The 19,405-nt window shown below is 68.2% G+C and carries 22 protein-coding genes and 1 riboswitch; of the genes, 13 read left to right on the top strand and 9 right to left on the bottom strand.

Annotated features, from left to right (window positions below; translation table 11 throughout):
* The first annotated feature begins 35 nt into the window (after positions 1 to 35).
* From FBZ89_RS21910 to FBZ89_RS21930, 5 genes are all read left to right on the top strand, one after another.
* A complete protein-coding gene (locus FBZ89_RS21910) occupies positions 36 to 656 on the top strand; it encodes a hypothetical protein (RefSeq protein WP_145752152.1) in 621 nt (206 codons plus the stop codon).
* On the top strand, positions 656 to 1,408 hold the full coding sequence (locus tag FBZ89_RS21915) for a hypothetical protein (protein WP_145752154.1): 753 nt from the start codon (positions 656 to 658) through the stop codon (positions 1,406 to 1,408). The genes FBZ89_RS21910 and FBZ89_RS21915 overlap by 1 nt, the downstream gene beginning before the upstream one ends.
* A gap of 93 nt (positions 1,409 to 1,501) precedes the next feature.
* A riboswitch (SAM-I-IV-variant riboswitch) is annotated at positions 1,502 to 1,613 on the top strand.
* Between the two features lie 57 nt (positions 1,614 to 1,670).
* Positions 1,671 to 2,753: a threonine aldolase family protein gene (locus FBZ89_RS21920; protein WP_145752156.1), complete on the top strand. Its 1,083-nt coding sequence runs from the start codon at positions 1,671 to 1,673 to the stop codon at positions 2,751 to 2,753.
* A gap of 167 nt (positions 2,754 to 2,920) precedes the next feature.
* Complete coding sequence (locus FBZ89_RS21925) at positions 2,921 to 3,478, top strand: hypothetical protein (RefSeq protein WP_145752158.1); 558 nt, start codon at positions 2,921 to 2,923, stop codon at positions 3,476 to 3,478.
* Between the two features lie 21 nt (positions 3,479 to 3,499).
* Positions 3,500 to 4,072, top strand: coding sequence for a hypothetical protein (locus FBZ89_RS21930; protein ID WP_145752160.1), 573 nt, complete (start codon positions 3,500 to 3,502; stop codon positions 4,070 to 4,072).
* A 215-nt stretch (positions 4,073 to 4,287) separates the two neighbouring features.
* Here the strand turns inward: FBZ89_RS21930 and FBZ89_RS21935 are convergent, their stop codons facing one another.
* The 9 genes from FBZ89_RS21935 to FBZ89_RS21975 form a co-directional block, all read right to left on the bottom strand.
* The gene (locus tag FBZ89_RS21935) at positions 4,288 to 4,635 is read right to left on the bottom strand and encodes a HesB/IscA family protein (protein ID WP_040846434.1); all 348 of its coding nucleotides are present in this window, start codon (positions 4,633 to 4,635) and stop codon (positions 4,288 to 4,290) included.
* An 18-nt stretch (positions 4,636 to 4,653) separates the two neighbouring features.
* Positions 4,654 to 5,043 carry an SUF system Fe-S cluster assembly protein gene (locus tag FBZ89_RS21940; RefSeq protein WP_145752162.1) on the bottom strand — a complete coding sequence of 130 codons (390 nt, stop codon included), beginning with the start codon at positions 5,041 to 5,043 and terminating at the stop codon, positions 4,654 to 4,656.
* A 5-nt stretch (positions 5,044 to 5,048) separates the two neighbouring features.
* Positions 5,049 to 5,537, bottom strand: a complete 489-nt coding sequence (sufU, locus tag FBZ89_RS21945; RefSeq protein WP_145752164.1) for a Fe-S cluster assembly sulfur transfer protein SufU — start codon at positions 5,535 to 5,537, stop codon at positions 5,049 to 5,051.
* Positions 5,537 to 6,802: a cysteine desulfurase gene (locus FBZ89_RS21950; RefSeq protein WP_145752165.1), complete on the bottom strand. Its 1,266-nt coding sequence runs from the start codon at positions 6,800 to 6,802 to the stop codon at positions 5,537 to 5,539. Before FBZ89_RS21950 ends, sufU begins: the two co-directional genes overlap by 1 nt.
* Positions 6,803 to 6,806: 4 nt before the next feature.
* Positions 6,807 to 8,198: a Fe-S cluster assembly protein SufD gene (sufD, locus tag FBZ89_RS21955; protein ID WP_145752167.1), complete on the bottom strand. Its 1,392-nt coding sequence runs from the start codon at positions 8,196 to 8,198 to the stop codon at positions 6,807 to 6,809.
* A gap of 12 nt (positions 8,199 to 8,210) precedes the next feature.
* On the bottom strand, positions 8,211 to 8,963 hold the full coding sequence (sufC, locus tag FBZ89_RS21960) for a Fe-S cluster assembly ATPase SufC (RefSeq protein WP_145752168.1): 753 nt from the start codon (positions 8,961 to 8,963) through the stop codon (positions 8,211 to 8,213).
* A 66-nt stretch (positions 8,964 to 9,029) separates the two neighbouring features.
* Entirely contained in the window at positions 9,030 to 10,514 is a 1,485-nt protein-coding gene (gene sufB / locus FBZ89_RS21965) for a Fe-S cluster assembly protein SufB (RefSeq protein ID WP_145752169.1), read from the bottom strand.
* Positions 10,515 to 10,534: 20 nt separating this feature from the next.
* Positions 10,535 to 11,002, bottom strand: coding sequence for an SUF system Fe-S cluster assembly regulator (locus FBZ89_RS21970; protein ID WP_145752171.1), 468 nt, complete (start codon positions 11,000 to 11,002; stop codon positions 10,535 to 10,537).
* Between the two features lie 648 nt (positions 11,003 to 11,650).
* Complete coding sequence (locus FBZ89_RS21975) at positions 11,651 to 12,613, bottom strand: LysR family transcriptional regulator (RefSeq protein WP_145752173.1); 963 nt, start codon at positions 12,611 to 12,613, stop codon at positions 11,651 to 11,653.
* 169 nt (positions 12,614 to 12,782) lie between these two features.
* Between FBZ89_RS21975 and wrbA the strand changes: the two genes are divergently transcribed.
* The 8 genes from wrbA (at position 12,783) to FBZ89_RS22015 (ending at position 19,289) form a co-directional block, all read left to right on the top strand.
* Entirely contained in the window at positions 12,783 to 13,385 is a 603-nt protein-coding gene (wrbA, locus tag FBZ89_RS21980) for an NAD(P)H:quinone oxidoreductase (RefSeq protein WP_145752175.1), read from the top strand.
* A 133-nt stretch (positions 13,386 to 13,518) separates the two neighbouring features.
* Entirely contained in the window at positions 13,519 to 13,920 is a 402-nt protein-coding gene (locus FBZ89_RS21985) for a DUF423 domain-containing protein (RefSeq protein ID WP_145752176.1), read from the top strand.
* Positions 13,917 to 14,153 carry a sulfurtransferase TusA family protein gene (locus tag FBZ89_RS21990; protein WP_145752178.1) on the top strand — a complete coding sequence of 79 codons (237 nt, stop codon included), beginning with the start codon at positions 13,917 to 13,919 and terminating at the stop codon, positions 14,151 to 14,153. Before FBZ89_RS21985 ends, FBZ89_RS21990 begins: the two co-directional genes overlap by 4 nt.
* 109 nt (positions 14,154 to 14,262) lie before the next feature.
* Positions 14,263 to 15,192 (top strand): histone deacetylase family protein, encoded by a 930-nt coding sequence (locus tag FBZ89_RS21995; protein ID WP_145752180.1) that lies wholly within the window; start codon positions 14,263 to 14,265, stop codon positions 15,190 to 15,192.
* Positions 15,193 to 15,381: 189 nt separating this feature from the next.
* Positions 15,382 to 15,633 carry an exodeoxyribonuclease VII small subunit gene (locus FBZ89_RS22000; RefSeq protein ID WP_040845047.1) on the top strand — a complete coding sequence of 84 codons (252 nt, stop codon included), beginning with the start codon at positions 15,382 to 15,384 and terminating at the stop codon, positions 15,631 to 15,633.
* Positions 15,634 to 15,663: 30 nt separating this feature from the next.
* Entirely contained in the window at positions 15,664 to 16,563 is a 900-nt protein-coding gene (locus FBZ89_RS22005) for a polyprenyl synthetase family protein (RefSeq protein ID WP_145752182.1), read from the top strand.
* Between the two features lie 27 nt (positions 16,564 to 16,590).
* Positions 16,591 to 18,507 (top strand): 1-deoxy-D-xylulose-5-phosphate synthase, encoded by a 1,917-nt coding sequence (dxs, locus tag FBZ89_RS22010; RefSeq protein WP_145752184.1) that lies wholly within the window; start codon positions 16,591 to 16,593, stop codon positions 18,505 to 18,507.
* Positions 18,507 to 19,289: a TlyA family RNA methyltransferase gene (locus FBZ89_RS22015; RefSeq protein WP_145752186.1), complete on the top strand. Its 783-nt coding sequence runs from the start codon at positions 18,507 to 18,509 to the stop codon at positions 19,287 to 19,289. Before dxs ends, FBZ89_RS22015 begins: the two co-directional genes overlap by 1 nt.
* Positions 19,290 to 19,405: the final 116 nt, after the last annotated feature.

The raw sequence follows: 19,405 nt of genomic DNA on the forward strand, positions 1-19,405 counted from the left end.
GTATGAGCGGGAGAGGTAAGTCAGGGTAGGTCCCCGTGCAGGTCGTGCAGTCGGATCTGGTGGTTTTATCGGTCGCGGGCGCCGTTGTGGCCGCCATCGCGCTGCTGGAAGTGCTGCGCCTGGTGATTGTGGACATCTACGAATGGGCGGCGAAATACCGCCGCATCAAGTACGAGATCCAGCAGACCCGACGCACCACGGAAAACTTGTGGGCCACCAACCGGGCCAACGCCGCCCTGCGTGACCGGCGCAACGCCGAACGCTTCCGCCTCAACACCATCCTGCACCGCATGGAGCAGGAGCGCGAGGAGTTGGAGCGGCGGCGGGTGGAGGTTTGGCATGAGGTGGGTGACGCCACCCTGGACGACCAGCTCTACCTGGCGGACCTGAACAGCCGCAGCCTGATGGAACGGGCGGCGGCGGGGATGGAGGAGATCTGCCCCATCTGGCGCTACACCCACCGCGTCCGGGTATGGGCGGGGAATGAGCGGCAGGCCCGTTCCCGCCTTCTACTGGCCTTCAGTCCCAAGGATGGCTTCACCATCAACAATTTGCGCGCCGCCCAGGGCTTCAAGGCGGTGGCGGAGGCGGCGGCCGCCGGCCGGTCGGCGGCGCAGTCCCGCCTGGTGCGACCGCACCGGCGCCTGGTGCGCTGATGACGGGCGGCTACAGCAACCTCAACTTCATGGTCTTCATCATCCTGGCCATCGGCGGGGCCTTCCTGGCCTTCTCCGTCCGCCGCATCCTGTTCAAGATCCGGGAAACGGAACGGCGCATCGCCGCCACGGTGGACGAGAAGAACGAGGCCGCCGCCGACCTGCGGGTCGCCCGCCAGCAGGAGGAACAGCTGCTCCAGGCCCTGGAGGAGGGGGAGGAGGCGCTGCGCGAGATCGCGCGTAGAACGGAGGAGGTGCAGAACCGTATGGCGGTGCTGCGCCAGGCCACGCCCCGTCCGCTGAACCTGGTCTCCCTGGAGTGGGCGCAGGGTGACCACCTGTATGAGGCGCACCTGCGCAACGTGGTGGCGCCCCGCCATGTGGGCCGCACCGTGGGCGGCATGGCCGAGGCCGGGGTGGTGCACGGCTACGCCCCCACCGAGGCCGATTTCCGCGCGCTGGTCACCAACCGCCTGGCCAGTGAAGGCGGCTACATCATCAGCAGCGTGTTGCCCATCTCGCTGGGTGACGAGGGCCCCGCCGTTGACGGTGCCGGCGCCGCCCCGGTGGAACCGCCGGCGGAGGATGAGCCCCTTGGTGACCTGATGGGAAGCCACGGGGCGGATGATGGCGCGGCGGTGGAACCGCCGGTTCCCGCCGGGCCCAAGCCCCTGCCGGTGCGCCCGCCCACCGCCACGCGGGGCGTGCCACGCGGTATGGGCCTGACACCCGCCCCGGCCGCCGGTGGCTGAGGCCGCGCCCGCGCTCCCGCGCCGAAGATCACCCATGCCACCGCAGCCGCCTCAGGGGACTTGCGCCTGCCGTCGCCAGCGGCTATCTCTCTGCCCGTGCATCAAGAGTTGAGCTGACGCTCAACGCCAACCTGCTTTACCCGGCAAGGTGGCGCTTCCCCCAAAAGGGAAGGATGTGGCCGATCCGGCAATGAACGGGAAGCAGCCACGTGAGTCCGTTTCGCTCTTGGTCCAGACTTGAGACCATGAAGGCTGCGTTCCCATGACCACCGATACGTTACCCACCCAATTCGCCGCCCAGCAGTTCGCCGCCCAGCAGTTCGCCAGCGACAATTATTCCGGTGTCTGTCCGGAGGCCTGGGCCGCCATGGCGGAGGCCAACAGCGGCCACGCCGCCGCCTATGGCGAGGATGTGTGGACGGCGAAGGCCGCCGACGCCTTTCGCCAGCTGTTCGGCACCCCCTGCGACGTGTTCTTCGCCTTCAACGGCACGGCGGCCAACTCGCTGGCCCTGGCCTCGCTCTGCCAGTCCTACCATAGCGTCATCTGCTCGGCCTCCGCCCACGTGGAGACGGATGAGTGCGGCGCGCCGGAGTTCTTCTCGAACGGGTCCAAGCTGCTGGTGGCGCAGACGGCGGACGGCAAGCTGACGCCGGATGCCATCCGGGCGTTGGCCACCGGCCGGTCGGACATTCATTTCCCCAAGCCCCGCGCCGTCACGATCACCCAACCGACGGAGACCGGGCAGGTCTACAGCCTGGAGGAGATCCGCGCCATCTCCGCCGTTTGCCGCGACCTGGGCCTGCGCCTGCACATGGACGGCGCCCGCTTCGCCAACGCTTGCGCCAGCCTGGGCTGTTCCCCGGCGGAGATGACCTGGAAGTCCGGCGTGGACGTGCTGTGCTTCGGCGGCACCAAGAACGGCATGGCTGTGGGTGAGGCCATCCTGTTCTTCGACAAGGCTCTGGCCGAGGATTTCGATTACCGCTGCAAGCAGGCGGGCCAGTTGGCGTCCAAGATGCGCTTCCTGTCCGCCCCGTGGGCGCGCATGCTGCAAAACGGCGCCTGGCTGCGCAACGCCGCCCATGCCAACGCCGGGGCCCAGCGTCTGGCGGCGGGCTTGGCGGGGGTGCCGGGCGTGGCGCCCCTGTTCCCGGTGCAGGCCAACGCCGTGTTCCTGACGGCGCCGGCGGCGGTGCTGGAGGGCCTGCGGGCGCGCGGCTGGCGCTTCTACACCTTCATCGGCGGTGGCGCCCGCTTCATGTTCGCCTGGGATACCCAGCCGGAACGGGTGGACCAACTGGTGGCCGACATCCGGGACTTGGCCCGCGCGGCCGCCGCGTGAGCGGCGTCCCGCACGCTGTGACGGGCCCTATACGGAAGATTTTATTTAAAATTTAGGGCCCGTTAACGGCCAATTGACCGTACAACTTTGAAGTGGACTTCCATGCGATAAGCGACCGTTCGTCCCCGACAGCCGAGGCCCTGGTGCACTTCGAGAAACCGGATCTGGTGATCATAACCATCGTGGGCGCCATCCTGGCGGGGGTAATGCTGCTGGAACTGCTGCGCCTGGTCATCAACGACGTCTATGAGATGATCGCCCGCCACGCGAAGGTGAAAAAGGAAATCGACCAGATCCGGCGCACGGCGGAAAAGGTGGTGGCGGCCAACCGCGACACCGCCCGGGTGCGCGACGCGCGCATCGCCCTGCGCTTTCGCGAGACCAGCACCCTCCAGCGCCTGGAAAAGGAATGTGAGGAGTTCGAGCGGCGGCGGGTGGAGGTGTGGCACGACCTTGGCGGGCCCTCGGCCAGCGGCCTGGCGCTTTATTCCGCCGACATCAGCAACAGCGCGCTGACCAACGGCGTGGTCGCGGGCATGGAATCGATCTGCCCGCTGTGGCGCCACCTGCACCGTGCCCGCGTCTGGGCCCGGACGGAGATGGAGGCCCGCACCGCCCTGCAACAGGAATTCGCCCTGGCCGACGGCTACACCGTCACCAACGTGCGGCAGGTCCAGGGCTCGGGCGCCCCCGGCGCCCAGCGCGGCGTGGTCCGGCCGGGCTGAAGGGAAGGGGAGGGTGGTTCCATGATGCTGTCCGACGCCCTGGCGGAAGCCTACGCCAACCCCAACCCCGGCCACGTCTGCGCCATGGCGGTGGGCGGCGCCATCATGGCCTGGTCACTCAAGCGCCTGATCACCGAGGTGCGCAAGACCGAGCGGCGGGTGAGCGCCGCGGTGGAGGAACGCAACAAGGCCGCCGCCAGCCTGCGTCAGGCCCGCCTGCAGGAAGGGGAACTGCGCACCGCCCTGCAGGACTTGGATGCGGAGTTGGAGGAGATCGCCACCCGCGCCCGCGATGTCGAGGCCCGGCGCGGCACGCTGCAGCAGGTCATCCCGCGCCACCTGAACCTGTTCTCCCAGGCCTGGTCGCAGGGCGACACCCTGTTCGAGGCGCGGATCAGCCTGGTGACGGGCCTGGGCGGCGGCAAGAGCGGCGCCCGCGTCGTCCACGGCTACGCCGCCGGTCCCCGCGACTTCCGCAACAAGCTGATGGTCCGTTTCCCGCCCGCCTCCTATGTCGTGATCGACATGGCGGCCGTCGATCTGGGCGAACTGGACATGGCCGTCAGCAATCTGGGCAGCGCCAACCAGCCCTGAGGACGGCTTCAGCGTGTGTCAGCGTCTTTGCACGACAGCACTCAGGAAAGTCAGACCAGCGGCACGAGATGGTGACTCGCGCCGCTGTAGGCCCCGACCGGGGCCGCCGGAGCGAGCACCGGAGGGCGCAGCGAGGACGAGCCTAGGCGGACGGATGTCCGCCGCCCGGCGCATGAGGGGGGCATTTGAACGGTCACGTTCAAATGCCGCGCGTATCAGACCGTGAAGCTCTCGCCGCAGCCGCAGCGCCCCTTTTCATTCGGGTTGGTGAAGACGAAGCCCGACTGGAACTTGTCTTCCTTGTAGTCCATCTCCGTGCCCAGCAGGAACATGGTGGAGGCTGGGTCGAGCAGCAGGGTGACGCCCTTCTCCTCCACCACTTCCTCGAAGGGCTTCTTGGCGTCGGCGTATTCGACGAAATAGCTGAGGCCGGAGCAGCCGCGCGCCTTCACGCCGACGCGCAGGCCCACGGCCGGCGTCTCGCGCTGGGCCATGATCTCTTTGACGCGGCTTGCGGCGGCATCGGTCAGGCTCATCGCCTTAGGGCGTTCCATGCGGCTCATGATTCAGATCTCCACACGTCAGAACATGTTGAGGGCGACGCGCGCCTCGTCGGACATCAGGCTGGGGTTCCAGGCCGGTTCCCACACCAGGTTCACGGTCACGTCCTTGACCCCGTCGACGCTGCCGACGACGCCCTGCACCTGGCCCGGCATCTCGCCCGCCACGGGGCAGCCGGGGGCGGTCAGGGTCATATCGATCTCGACCTGGCCTTCCGCGTCGATGTCGCAGCGGTAGATCAGGCCCAGCTCATAGATGTTCACCGGGATTTCGGGGTCGTAGACGGTCTTCAGCGCCTCCGTCACGCGGTCCGCCAGGGGGGCGTCCGGGGGCAGCTTGTCCTCATCCGGGATGGTGGCCGGCGCTTGCAGCGTAATATCCGGCGCGATGGGTCGTTCGGCTCCAGACATCTCGCTCACTCCGTCGTCGTCTTGTCGTCGCCCTCGAGGGCGGCGTGCCCCTCGAGCGCTGCATGCATGGTGTGCCACGCCAGGGTCGCGCACTTCACGCGCATGGGGAATTCCCGCACGCCCGCCAGTACGTCCAGGCGCTCCACCGCCTCCAGATCCAGGTGCCCGTGGTCGGTGTGCTCGTGGTCGTCCTTGGTGCACATGTCGTGGAAGTGGCCGAACAGGGCCTCGGCCTCCGCTTCCGTCTTGCCCTTCAGCGTCTCCGTCATCAGCGAGGCGCTGGCCTGGCTGATGGCGCAGCCGCGGCCGTCGAAATGGGCATCGTTGACCAGGCCGTCGGGCCCGATGCTGAGGTAGACGTTGATCTTGTCGCCGCACAGCGGGTTCTCCCCCCGGGCCATGCGGTTGAAGCTTTCGGGCTTGCCGAAGTTCCGGGGGTGCTTGCCATGGTCCAGGATCACTTCCTGGTACAGGTCGCGCAGATCGTCGAACATCAGTTGAAGAACTCCCTCACCGCGCGGACGGCGTCCACCAGGGCGTCGGCCTCGGCCTCGGTGTTGTACAGGGCGAAGCTGGCGCGCGCCGTGGCGCCCACGCCGAAGCGGTCCATCAGCGGCTCGGCGCAGTGCCGGCCCACCCGCACGGCCACGCCGGCCCGGTCCACCAGGGTGCCGATGTCGTGCGGGTGCACGCCCTCGATGGTGAAGGACAGGATGGCCGCCTTGGTGGGTGAGGTGCCGATGATGCGCAGGCCGTCGATGGCCTGCAGCTTCTCCGTGGCGTAGGCCAGCAGGCGCTGCTCATGGGCGTGGATGGCGCCCATGCCCAGCGCGGTCACATAGTCGATGGCGGCGCCGAAGCCGATGCCCTCCACGATGGGCGGCGTGCCGGCCTCGAACCGGTGCGGCACCTCGCGGAAGGTGGTCTCCTCGAACGTCACGGTCTGGATCATGTCGCCGCCGCCCTGGTAGGGGGGCATGGATTCCAGCAGCTCGGCCTTGCCGTAGAGCACGCCGAAGCCGGTGGGCCCGTACAGCTTGTGCCCGGTCATGATGTAGAAGTCGGCGTCGATGGCCTGCACGTCCACCGGCATGTGCACCGCCGCCTGGCTGCCGTCGAACAGCACCTTGGCGCCGGCCGCGTGGGCCATGCGGGCGATCTCCGCCGCCGGCGTCACCGTGCCCAGCACGTTGCTGCCATGGGTGATGGACACCAGCTTGACCTTGGGGCTTTCCAGCAGCCGGGCCAGCGCCTCCAGGTCCAGGGTGCCGTCGTCCAGCACCGGCGCCACCTTGATGACGATGCCGGTGCGGCTGCGCAGCAGCTGCCAGGGCACGATGTTGGCGTGATGCTCCATCACGCTCAGGATGATCTCGTCCCCCGCCTTCAGGTGGGTTCCACCCCAGCTGCTGGCCACCAGGTTGAAGGCCTCGGTGGCGCTGCGGGTGAAGACGATGGTGTCGGGCGAGGGCGCGTTCAGGAATTTGGCCGTCTTGACGCGTGTCGCCTCATACAGGTTGGTCGCCACCTGGGACAGATAGTGCACGCCGCGATGCACGTTGCTGTAGTCGTGCGCCATGAAGTTGGCCATGGCGTCGATGACGGCGCGTGGCTTCTGCGCGCTGGCGGCGTTGTCCAGATAGACCAGCGGTTTGCCCGGACGGCCCGGCTTCTCATGCACCAGGCGCGTCAGGATGGGGAAGTCCTGGCGGACCTTCTCCACATCATACGGGGCGTTCGTCAGAATCCGGGTGTCCATGAGGTCACTCCCCTAACACCGGGGCGTCGGTGTCGACTGTGATGCCCGTCAGACGGCCGATGCGGTCCTGGATGCGGGCCGTCGCATAGGCGCGCAGGTGTTCGTCGCCGATCTCCTCCGCCACCTCGTCCAGGAAGGCGGCGATCAGCAGGGCGCGGGCGGTGTCGGCGGGAATGCCGCGGGCGCGCAGGTAGAACAGCGCTTCCTCATCCAGCTCGCCCGCCGTGGCGCCGTGGCTGCACTTCACGTCGTCGGCGTAGATCTCCAGCTCGGGCTTGGCGTCGATCTCGGCGGTGTCGGACAGCAGCAGGGCGCGGTTCAGCTGGTGGCCGTCCGTCTTCTGCGCGTCCGGCCGCACGATGATCTTGCCCTGGAACACGGCGCGGCCCCGCCCGTCGATGACGCCCTTCACCACCTCGCGGCTGGTGCAGTTGGCGGCGACGTGGTCGATCAGGCTGGTGAAGTCGGCATGCCGGCTGCCGTCCACGCCATAGGCGCCGGAGACGCGGGTCTGGGCGCCCGACCCTTGCAGGCGCACCTGGACGTCGGTGCGGGCCAGGCGGCCGCCGGTGGTCAGCACGAAGGTCTCATAGGTGCCCGATGCCGCCACCGTGGCGGTGACGCTGGCCAGGTGCAGGGCGGTCTCCGCCTCCTCCTGGAACTTGGCGTGGCGCAGGATGGCGCCCTCGCCGACGCGCACGCCGCTGACGATGTTGGCGAAGGTCGCACCACCGCCCCGGGCCACATGATGCTCCGCCACGGTTACCTCGGCACCCGCCGCCACGTCGATCAGCAGGCGGGGATGCCAGGCGCCATCGGCGGCGGTGGCGATGAAGACGATCTCCACCGGCCGGGCCAGCTTCACGCCCTCACCCACGGTCAGCACCGCCCCCTCGGCCAGGAAGGCGCCGTTCAGGCCGACGAGGCCTAGCGCCTGGCCACGGCCGGGGTTGGGGCCGACGCGCAGGCCGGTGTCGGCCTTGGGCGCGGGGAAACGCTCCAGCACTTCCGCCGCGGTGGCGGGGGAGGCCTCGATCAGGCCGCGCAGGCTATCCAGGGTGACGCTCTGGGGCAGGGCGCCCACGGCGGACAGGGCGGCGTTGAACCGGCCGTCCACGAACACCAGGCGATGGGTCTCGCCCGGCGCCACGCTGGGAACGTCAAAGTCCGTGTTGGCGGCGCTGTCGATCGTCCCTTGGGCCGGGGCCAGGCTGACGCCGGCCAGGTCGCGCAGGTTGGTGTACTTCCAGCCCTCGACCTTGGGCGTGGGGATGCCGTCAGCCAGGAAGCGGGCATAGCCGTCGGCGCGCAGCCGGTCCAAGCCGGCGGCGCCGGCGCCGGGCAGGCCGGGGCTCAGGGTTTCGTACAGGTCTTTCAGGGTGGCGATGGCGGCCATGGAACGCACCCCTCAGGCGGCTTCGGGCGAGCCGAATTCGGCGTAGCCCTTGGCTTCCAGCTCCAGCGCCAGCTCCTTGCCGCCGCTGCGCACGATCTTGCCGTAGGCCAGGACGTGCACGTGGTCGGGCACGATGTAGGACAGCAGGCGCTGGTAATGGGTGATGACCAGCATGGAGCGTTCGGGGCTGCGCAGGCTGTTCACGCCGTCGGCCACCAGCTTCAGGGCGTCGATGTCCAGGCCGCTGTCGGTTTCGTCCAGGATGGCGAAGCTGGGTTCCAGCATGGCCATCTGCAGGATGTCGTTGCGCTTCTTCTCACCGCCGGAGAAGCCGACGTTGACGGCGCGCTTGATCATGTCGTCGTTCATGTTCAAGGATTTGGCCTTGGCGCGGATCAGCTTCAGGAACTGCATGGCGTCCAGCTCGGGCAGGCCCTTGTGCTTGCGCACGGCGTTCAGCGCCGTCTTCAGGAAGGTGGTGTTGGACACGCCGGGGATCTCCACCGGGTACTGGAAGGCCAGGAACACGCCCTCCGCCGCCCGCTCCTCGGCCTCCATGGCCAGCAGATCCTTGCCCTGGAAGGTCACGGAACCCCCAGTCACCTCATAGCCGTCGCGGCCCGACAACACATAGGACAGGGTGCTCTTGCCTGAGCCGTTCGGGCCCATGATGGCATGCACCTCGCCCGGGTTGATGGTCAGGTTGATCCCCTTCAGGATTTCCTTGCCGTCGACGGTGGCGTGCAGGTTCTTGATTTCCAGCATCTTGAAACGTTCCTTGAAACCGAATGTCGTGTGCAGCTTGGGTGGACAGGGGCGGTTGCGGCGCCCTTAGCCCACGCTGCCTTCCAGGCTGATGGCGACCAGCTTCTGCGCCTCGACCGCGAACTCCATGGGCAGCTCCTTCAGGACCTCCCGGCAGAAGCCGTTGACGATCAGGCCCACGGCGTCCTCTTCCGACAGGCCGCGGGCGCGGCAGTAGAACAGCTGGTCCTCGCTGATCTTGGCGGTGGTGGCCTCATGCTCCACCCGGGCGGTGCGGTTGCGGCTCTCGATGTAGGGCACGGTGTGGGCCCCGCACTTGTCGCCGATCAGCAGGCTGTCGCACTGGGTGTAGTTTCGCGCGCCCTCGGCCTTGGGCAGGATGCGCACCAGGCCGCGATAGGTGCTCTGCGCCTTGCCGGCGGAGATGCCCTTGGCCACGATGGTCGACCGGGTGTTCTTCCCGATGTGGATCATCTTCGTGCCGGTGTCGGCCTGCTGGTAGTTGTTGGTGATGGCGACCGAATAGAACTCGCCCACCGAATTGTCGCCCTGCAGGATGCAGCTGGGGTACTTCCAGGTGATGGCAGAGCCGGTTTCCACCTGCGTCCAGCTGATCTTGGAGTTCCGGCCGCGGCAGGCGCCGCGCTTGGTCACGAAGTTGTAGATGCCGCCCTTGCCGTTCTCATCGCCGGGGTACCAGTTCTGGACGGTGGAATACTTGATGGTGGCGTCATCCATGGCCACCAGCTCCACCACGGCGGCGTGCAGCTGGTTCTCGTCGCGCATGGGGGCGGTGCAGCCCTCCAGATAGCTGACGTAGCTGCCCTCGTCGGCGATGATCAGCGTGCGCTCGAACTGCCCGGTGTTGGAGGCATTGATGCGGAAGTAGGTCGACAGCTCCATGGGGCAGCGCACGCCCTTGGGGATGTAGACGAACGACCCGTCGGTGAACACCGCACAGTTCAGCGTGGCGTAGTAGTTGTCGGAATAGGGCACGACCGAGCCCATGTACTTGCGCACCAGCTCTGGATGCTCGCGGATGGCTTCGGAGATGGAGCAGAAGATGATGCCCCTCTCCTCCAGCTTCTTCTTGAAGGTGGTGGCGACCGACACGCTGTCGAACACGGCGTCCACGGCCACGGCCGGCATCTCGCCCGCCCCCTCGACGCCCGCCAGGATGGCCTGTTCCTTCAGCGGGATGCCCAGCTTCTCATAGGTGGCCAGCAGCTCGGGATCGACCTCGTCCAGGGACTTGGGCTTGTCCTTCGACGCCTTGGGCGCGGCGTAATAATGGCTGTCCTGGTAGTCGATCTTGGGGAAGTCGACCATGGCCCAGGTCGGCTCCTCCATCGTCAGCCAGTGGCGGTAGGCCTGCAGCCGCCATTCCAACAGCCACTCCGGCTCCCCCTTCTTGGCGGAGATGAAGCGGACGATGTCCTCGTTCAGGCCCTTGGGCGCCAGGTCGGACTCGATCTCGGTCGTGAAGCCGTACTTGTACTTCTGCTCCGTGACGGCGCGGACCTGTTCGACGGTCTGTTCGGTGGCGGCCATGTTCTCGCTCTTCCTCGAAATCAAATAGCGTCGGCGGTGGCCGGCAGGGCCGGCGCCGCCTTCGGCAGGAGGGGGTCGGGGAACGACGGCCGGGCCATGTCGGCCAGGCTGACGCCCTCCAGCGCGCCGCGGACGGCGCGGTTCACCCGGTCCCAGTTGCCCCGGCGGGGGCACAGGCTTTCCACCCCACAGGCCCCGGGCGCGCCCTCGACACAGTCGGTCAGGGCGATGGGGCCGTCGATGGCGGCGATGATCTGGGCGACGTTGATGGCGTCCGGCGCGCGGGCCAGGCGGTACCCGCCGGTAGCCCCCCGGTGCGAGGCCATCAGGCCGTCGCGGGCCAGCAGCTTCAGGATCTTGGACACGGTGGGGGCCGGCAGGCCGGTACGCTCCGCGAGCGAGATGGCGGTATGCGGGCCGCCATCGCCCTGGATCATCGCGGTCATCACCACGACTGCGTAGTCCGTCAATTTGCTCAGCCGGATCACGGGGTTTGAGGTCCTGCGCCTGGTGGAAAATTCGGCCGGCAATCCGGACCAAATCAGTACCCTTTAAGTAGCCACTCCCCTTTCCATGTCAAGCGAGGATGTTTTGCGGCATATGAACCGCCCGGATGGGCGGGTTGCAGCAATAGCGGGTTCGCGACGGGAGTACCCCGGAGGCGAAAGGTCAAGGGCACGGTCGGGCGGCTGTTAACCCGGTATGTCCTGGGCGGGCGGCCGCTGCTGTGCGGCATGACCGATGGGCGTTTGACCCCGCCGGCCCATAGGCGCAGGCTTTGTTTCCAGGAGGCGGGCGGCATAGCCCGCGCTTTGAACCGAACGAAACCCCCGGCATGGTGGGACGTCCGGAAACACGGTCGGATCTATCGCGGCAAAGCGGCCGCCCTGGATGCGGTTTCGAGGCTTTTGCCCATCCGACTGAGAAAAAACGGCGGACCAGGATGGATGCCCCCAGGGGCCCAAACCTGATCCGCCGTTTTTAATTATGGGTTGTTATTGTTCCCTCAAACGCCGGGCGCGGGCATCCGCCCGCTTGGCTTATCCTCAGTTTCCAGTCCGCTACGCTCCCCGGAAACTTCCGGCGGACGCGGTCGCGTCCTTGTCGCTACGCTCCGTTGTGCCGTTCTTTGAAGGCTACCCCAGCTTCAGGCCCACGTCCCAATAGGGGTTGGGGCCGAAGCGGTCGGCCAGGAAATCCACGAAGACGCGGACCTTGGACGACAGGTGGCGGTTGGCGGGGAAGACGGCGTTGATGGCGCTGCGCGTCACCGCCCATTCCTGCAGGATGGGCACCACCCGGCCTTCCGCCAGGGCCTTGCCGCAGATGAAGGTGGGCAGGGCCACGATGCCGACGCCGGCGCAGGCGGCCTCCAGCAGCACGTCGCCGTTGTTGGCGCGCAGGCGGGCGTTGACCTTCACCAACCGGGTGGCGGCACCGGGGTCGTGGTTGCCGCCGCGCGCCGCCCCGGGGGTCAGCGGCGTGGTGCGGAACAGCCACTGTGCCCCCTGCGGGATGTTGGTGTAGATCAGGCAGTCGTGCTGGGCCAAATCCTCCGGTGCGCGCGGCACCCCCCGGCGGGTCAGGTAGGCCGGGCTGGCGGCATGCACCAGCCGCGCCGGGCAGATGCGCTTGGCCACCAGCGAGCTGTCCTTCAACTGCCCGATGCGCACCGCCACGTCATAGCCCTCGTCTACCAGGTCGACGAAGCGGTCGTTCAGGTCCATCTCCACCTCGATATCGGGGAAGGCGGACAGGAAGTCGGCGATGGCCGGCCCCAGGTGTTGCATGCCGAAGCTCATGGGGGCGGCCACCTTCAAGACGCCGCGCGGCGCCGCCTGCAAACTGGCGAGGGAGCGGTCGGCCTCATCCACGTCGGCCAGGATCTGTTGCACCCGGACCAGATAGGTCTCCCCCGCCTCCGTCAGGCTGATGCGCCGCGTGGTGCGGTTCAGCAGCCGGGCGCCCAGCCGCGCCTCCAGCTCCGTCATGCGCCGGCTGGCGGCGGAACGGGACAGGCCCAGCTTGGCCGCCGCCACCGTGAAGCTGCGGGTTTCCGCCACGCGGGCGAACAGGGCCATGTCGTCCAGACGATCCACGCGTCGGTCCTCGGAGGCTGGTGTCAGGATTGTTGCAAGCTGCGGAACAATTTTATGCCCAGTCACCGGATTATCCGCAATCCGGAACACGGCTATGGTCCCTTCATCGCAACGCCGCGCGGTCCGAAACGCATCAGGCGCCGGCCCAAACCCACTGATGGAGATGGCAATGGCCAAGGTTCTCGTCCTCTACTACAGCAGCTATGGCCACATCAAGACGATGGCGAAGGCGGTGGCCGAGGGCGCCAAGTCCGTGCCCGGCACCGAGGTGGTGGTGAAGCGCGTGCCGGAACTGGTTCCGGTCGAGGTCGCGCAGAAGGCCGGCATCAAGCTGGACCAGGAGGCCCCCATCGCCACGGTGGATGAGCTGCCGCAGTACGACGCCATCATCTTCGGCACGCCCACCCGCTTCGGCATGATGGCCTCGCAGATGCGCAACTTCCTGGACCAGACGGGCGGCCTGTGGTTCAAGGGCGCGCTGATCGGCAAGGTCGGCAGCGTGTTCGTGTCTTCCGCCACCCAGCATGGCGGCCAGGAAAGCACCATCCTGTCCTTCCACACCACGCTGCTGCACCAGGGCATGGTGGTCGTGGGCCTGCCCTACAGCTTCCAGGGCCAGACCGACAATTCCCAGGTGACGGGCGGCAGCCCCTACGGCGCCACCACCATCGCCAACGGCGACGGCTCGCGCCAGCCCAGCGAGAACGAACTGGCCGGCGCCCGCTTCCAGGGCGCCCACGTGGCCGGCATCGCCGCCAAGCTGGCGGGTTGATTTTAATTAAATGCGCAACCGGCGGGCCGTCCCTTTCCAGGGGCGGCCCGTTCGCATTTTCCGGGAACGCTTGCGGTTCTGGCGCCGTCGTCTCATATCCTGCCCACGCTATTGAAAGCGAAGGGGTAGGGGAATGCTCGCAAGGGACGCGTTGACGGGGGATGCCCGGCTGCGGGTGGCGATCGCCGGGCTGATCGGCGCGCTGGCGGTGTCGGCCGGCGCCTATGCCGTCCACGGCCTGGCAGCCGTGCGCGACGCCCATGCCGTAGGCCTGTGGCAGACCGCCAGCCAGTACCAGCTGATGCATGTCGCTGCCGCCGTGGCCACCACGCTGGGCGGGCATCTGCTCCACCGATCTTTTGCGGCAGTCGCCGGCTGGTTGTTCCTGCTGGGTGCCGTCCTTTTCGGCGGGGCGCTCTATGGCCTGGGCTGGTGGGGCCCCAGCGCGCTGGGGGCGGTGGCGCCCCTGGGCGGCTTCAGTTTCATCCTGGGCTGGCTATTCCTGGCCGCCGCCGCCGTGAAGGCGCCGCGATGAGCGGGGATCGCAGCCTGGATGCCAAGGGCCTGGTCTGTCCCCTGCCGGTCCTGCGGGCACGCAAGGCCCTGATGGCCATGACGCCGGGGGACATCCTGACGTTGCTGGCCACCGACCAGGCCGCCCGGCGCGACGTGCCGGCCTTCTGCCAGTCGGCCGGCCACGCCCTGCTGTCCGCCGATGAGGTGGACGGGGTGCTGACCTTCACGATACGCCGGGCTGGTCCGGCCTGATCTGGATCATTCTTCGGCAACGGCCGCCGGTAAGGCACTGGCGGCCGGCCGGCCGCATCGGTGATGATGCCGGCTTAATAATAAGCGGGCATGCGAGGAAACGGTCACCATGGCGACGGCGTTGTTCACCCATTGGTCCTGCCTGGAACATGAGACGGGGCCGGGCCATCCGGAAAACCCCGGCCGCCTGTCGGCCGTGCTGCGCGCCTTGGACGCCGAACGTTTCCAGTACCTGGACCGCCGCCAGGCGCCGCGCGCCACCCTGGATCAGGTGGAACGGGTGCACACCCCCGACCTGGTGGCCCGCCTGCAGGCCGCCACCCCCATCACCGGCATCGTGTCGCTGGACGGTGACACCGTCCTGTCCCCCGGCTCGTTCGAGGCGGCGCTGCATGCGGCCGGGGCCGTCTGCGCCGCCGTGGACGCCGTGATGGCGGGTGAGGTGCGCAACGCCTTCTGCGCCATCCGTCCGCCCGGGCACCATGCGGAGCCGGGGCAGTCCATGGGCTTCTGCCTGTTCAACAACGTCGGCATCGGGGCGGAGCATGCGCGCTTCGCCCACGGCCTGCGCCGCGTCGCCATCGTCGATTTCGACGTGCACCACGGCAACGGCAGCCAGACCCTGGCGGAACATGACCCCGACCTGTTCTACGGCTCCACCCATGAATGGCCGCTTTACCCCGGCACCGGGGCCCTGGGTGACCGGGGGGATTACGGCACGGTGGTGAACGTACTGTTGCGCGCGGGTTCCACGGGCGAGGAATTCCGCGCCGGGATGACGTCGCGGCTGCTGCCGGCCCTGGACGCCTTCGCCCCGGAACTTATCTTCATATCCGCCGGTTTCGACGCCCATCGGGCCGACCCGCTGGCCGACCTCGCTTTGGTTGAGGATGATTTCGCCTGGGCGACGGCCGAGATCGCGGCCATCGCCGACCGCCATTGCCGGGGCCGCTTGGTCTCCTCCCTGGAAGGGGGGTATGATCCCATGGCGCTGGCATCCTGCGTCGCCGCCCATGTGGGCACGCTTATGGAAGTCTAGGGATGGAAGTCCAGGGGACGGAAGTTTAAGGGCCTGCCCTGCCGGAAGGGGGGCAGCCTCCCGGCCACGATGCTTGCGGCGGGGGGCGGCCGGTCCTACAGTCGCCCGCCTGTGGTATACGGCGTTATGGGCGTCCTGCCCCTCGCCGCCGTTTCTTTGCCGTTTTCCCGCGCTTCATGTGGACCCCTCATGACTGAACTGACCCTGCCGGCCGATATCAAGGCCATGAGTTTCGAGGATGCCTTGGGTGAGCTGGAGCGCATCGTGCGCCAGTTGGAGGACGGCAAAGCCAAGCTGGACGACGCCATCGGTTTTTATGAACGCGGCACCCTGCTGAAGCGCCATTGCGAAGGGAAGCTGCGGGAGGCCCAGGAAAAGGTCGACCGCATCACCCTGGGCGGTGACGGAACGGTGGGCACGGAACCGGCCCGCATCGATTAAGCCCGTACCCTTTCGCCCGAGTGTGCCCTGATGCCCAGCCTGCCCAAAACCCTTACCACCGCCATGGCGGACACCGTCGAACAGGTGGAAACCGCCATCGATATCCTGCTGCCCCGCAGCAGCATGGCGGAGGCCAAGCTGTACGAGGCCATGCGCTATGGCTGCCTGGGCGGGGGCAAGCGGCTGCGGCCCTTCCTGGTCATGGAAAGCGCCCGCCTGTTCGGCGTCAGCCCGGCCTGCGCCCTGCGCGTGGCGGCGGCGGTGGAATTCGTCCACTGCTATTCCCTGATCCATGACGACCTGCCGGCCATGGACGACGCCAGCCTGCGGCGCGGCCGGCCCACGGTGCACCGCCAGTTCGACGAAGCCACGGCCATCCTGGCGGGCGACGCCCTGCTGACCGCCGCGTTCGAGGTCATGACCGACCCCGAGACGCACGAGGATCCCCGGGTGCGCTGCGCCCTGGTCTCGGCCTTGGCCAAGGCCTCCGGCCCGCGCGGCATGGTGGGCGGCCAGATGATGGACCTGATCGCCGAAAGCCAGACCCTGGACATCGGCGCCATCACCCGGCTGCAACGGATGAAGACGGGCGAGCTGATCGCCTTCTCCGCCACGGCCGGTGCCATCCTGGGCCGGGCCTCGCCGCCGCAGTTCCACGCCCTGCAGGCCTACGCCCACGATTTGGGCCTGGCCTTCCAGATCGCCGACGACCTATTGGACGTGGAGGGGACGGAGGCCGAGACCGGCAAGTCCGTGGGCCGCGACAAGCCAGCGGGCAAGGCGACCTTCGTATCCATCCTGGGGCTGGACCGGGCCCGTGACCAGGCCGGCCGGCTGGCCGACCAGGCCACGCGGCATCTGGAGATTTTCGAGGGCCGGGCGTCGATGTTGCAGGCGGTGGCGCGCTTCGTTGTGGATCGGCGGTCTTAAAAGAAAAGTTTGATTGGGAGCCGATGAATGGCGACGAAGACCCCGTTGTTGGACCAGTGTCCGACGCCTGATTGCCTGCGCGCGCTGCGTCCTGAGCAGCTGCGGCAGGTGGCGGACGAGCTGCGGTCCGAGACCATCGACGCGGTGTCGGTGACGGGTGGGCACCTGGGTGCCGGCCTGGGTGTGGTGGAGCTGACGGTGGCGCTGCACTACGTGTTCGACACGCCGGCGGACCGCATCATCTGGGACGTCGGGCACCAGGCCTACCCGCACAAGATCCTGACGGGCCGGCGCGACCGTATCCGCACGCTGCGCCAGGGCGGGGGCCTGTCGGGCTTCACCCGGCGGTCGGAGAGCGTGTACGACCCCTTCGGTGCCGCGCACAGCTCCACCTCCATCTCGGCCGGGCTGGGCATGGCGGTGGCGCGCGACCTGGCGGGCGGGAACAACCACGTCATCGCCGTGATCGGCGACGGGTCGATCTCGGCCGGCATGGCGTACGAGGCCATGAACAACGCCGGGGCCCTGGGCTCGCGCCTGGTGGTGATCCTGAACGACAACGACATGTCGATCGCCCCGCCGGTGGGTGCCGTGTCGGGCTACCTGGCCAAGCTGGTCAGCAGCAGCCAGTACCGCAACCTGCGGGACATCGGCCGCCAGGTGGCGGAACACCTGCCGCGGCCGCTGCAGAACGCGGCGCGGCGGGTTGAGGAATACGCCCGCGGCATGGTCATGGGCGGGACGCTGTTCGAGGAACTGGGCTTCTACTATGTCGGCCCCATCGACGGGCACGATCTGGACCAGCTGGTGCCCATCCTGGAGAACATCCGGGACGAGCCGAACGGCCGCCCGGTGCTGATCCACGCGGTGACGCAGAAGGGCAAGGGCTACGCGCCGGCCGAGGCCTCGGCGGACAAGCTGCACGCGGTGGGCCGCTTCGACGTGGTGACGGGCGCCCAGGCCAAGGCCAAGGCGAACGCGCCGACCTACACCCGTGTCTTCGCCGACGCCCTGATGAAGGAGGCCAAGGCGGACGACAAGGTGGTGGCGATCACGGCGGCGATGCCGTCGGGCACGGGGCTGGACCTGTTCGGCCAGGCCTTCCCCACGCGCACCTTCGACGTGGGCATCGCGGAGCAGCACGCGGTGACGTTCGCGGCGGGCATGGCGACGGAAGGCTACAAGCCCTTCGTGGCCATCTACTCGACCTTCCTGCAGCGCGGCTACGACCAGCTGGTGCACGACGTGTCGATCCAGAACCTGCCGGTGCGCTTCGCCATGGACCGGGCGGGCCTGGTGGGGGCGGACGGCGCCACGCACGCGGGCGCCTTCGACCTGGCCTACCTGTGCTGCCTGCCCAACATGGTGGTGATGGCGGCGGCGGACGAGGCGGAACTGGTGCACATGGTGGCGACCAGCGTGGCCTATGACGCCGGCCCCATCGCGCTGCGCTATCCGCGCGGCGAGGGCGTGGGCGTGGAGATGCCGGAGAAGGGCGAGGTTCTGCCCATCGGCAAGGGCCGGATTGTCCGCGAGGGCAACACGGTGGCCATCCTGAGCCTGGGCACGCGCCTGGGCGAGGCGTGCAAGGCGGCGGAGGACCTGGCGGCGCGGGGCCTGTCGACGACGGTGGCGGACGCGCGCTTCGCCAAGCCGATCGACCGGGAACTGGTGCGCCGGCTGGCGGTTGAGCACGAGGTGCTGATCACCATCGAGGAAGGCTCGGTGGGCGGCTTCGGCGCGCAGGTCATGCAGTTCCTGGCGGAGGAGGGGCTGTTCGACAGCGGCCTGAAGTTCCGCCCCATGGTGCTGCCCGACCGCTATCAGGAACACGACAACCCGGCCAAGCAGTATGACGAGGCCGGCCTCAACGCCAACGGCATCGTCGATACCGTGCTCAAGGCGCTGGGGGCTAAGGCGGCGGCGCGGACGCCCAACGCCTGATGTCGGACGAAAGCCCGCAGAAGGCCCAGAAGCCCGGCCCAAAACCTGGAAAGATCCGCGTGGATCAGGCCCTGGTGGAACGGGGGCTGGTGGAAAGCCGCGCCCGGGCCCAGGCCCTGGTGCTGGCCGGCCTGGTCTATGCCGACACCTTGCGCATCGACAAGCCGGGCCAGACCATCCCCGCCGACAAGCCGCTGACCCTGAAGGGCCAGGACCATCCCTGGGTATCGCGGGGTGGGCTGAAACTGGTGCATGGCCTAGATCATTTCGGATTCGATCCGACGGGCGTGACCGCCGTCGACGTGGGTGCCAGCACCGGCGGCTTCACCGACGTGCTGCTGACGCGGGGGGCGGCCAAGGTCTATGCCGTGGATGTCGGCCACGGCCAGCTGGCGTGGAAGCTGCGCACCGACCCGCGCGTCGTTGTCATGGAAAAGACCAACGCCCGCCACCTGACCGCCAACGAGATTCCCGACCCCATCGGCATGGTGGTGTGCGACGCCAGCTTCATCGGCCTCGCCACCGTGCTGCCGGCGGCCCTGGACCTGGTGCGGCCTGGCGGCCGGCTGGTGGCCCTGATCAAGCCGCAGTTCGAGGTGGGCAAGGGCCGCGTGGGCAAGGGCGGCGTGGTGCGCGAACCCGAACTGCACCAGGAGGTCTGCGACGCCGTGGTCGCCTGGCTGTCCGCCCGCCCCGGCTGGACGGTCCTCGGCGTGGACCCCAGCCCCATCCTGGGCCCTGAGGGCAACAAGGAATTCCTGATCGGCGCCCGGCGCGACTGACGCGCCGCCGCCGGGGCGCTTATACCATGTGTGGACGGCCCCGCCGAAACAAGGTGTTGGCGTAAGATTTTGTTTGGGTTGAAAGCGGTCATGTGTCCGGCCTTTGTGCGCGGTCG

The organism is Nitrospirillum amazonense (assembly GCF_007828045.1).
GTDB lineage: Bacteria > Pseudomonadota > Alphaproteobacteria > Azospirillales > Azospirillaceae > Nitrospirillum > Nitrospirillum amazonense_C.